Raw genomic sequence first — 268 nt, 5'->3', positions numbered from 1 at the left:
TTCTCACCTATTGTTGGAAAAGATGATGCAANAAGTATGTAAGGTAATTAGTATANNNNCTGCGGGTGAAAAATTAGTTAAAATATCAGCAGTANTTGAAGATAAAGGAAAAGGTGCTGTTGGAAGAGGTGGAATTGCTGCAGTATTTGGAAGTAAGAATTTGAAGGCAATTGCTGTAAGAGGAAATTTAAAACCCCAAATTGCAAATCAGGAAAAATTTAGAGAAGTTATTTTAAAATCTTCTCAATTTGTAAGAAATTCGGCAATT

At 32.1% G+C, this 268-nt stretch carries 1 protein-coding gene (cut by a window edge); it reads left to right on the top strand.

Annotated features, from left to right (window positions below; translation table 11 throughout):
- The first annotated feature begins 22 nt into the window (after positions 1–22).
- Positions 23–268 carry the 5' portion of an aldehyde ferredoxin oxidoreductase N-terminal domain-containing protein gene (locus LUA84_RS03425; RefSeq protein ID WP_457913380.1) on the top strand. 78 nt of this gene lie beyond the right edge of the window, so 246 of the gene's 324 nt are visible here — the first part of the coding sequence; it begins with the start codon at positions 23–25; its stop codon lies beyond the right edge, outside the window.

It is taken from the genome of Candidatus Nanopusillus massiliensis, assembly GCF_920984865.1.
Note: the sequence above shows the minus strand (reverse complement) of the source record. Positions and strands in the feature narration are given on the sequence as shown.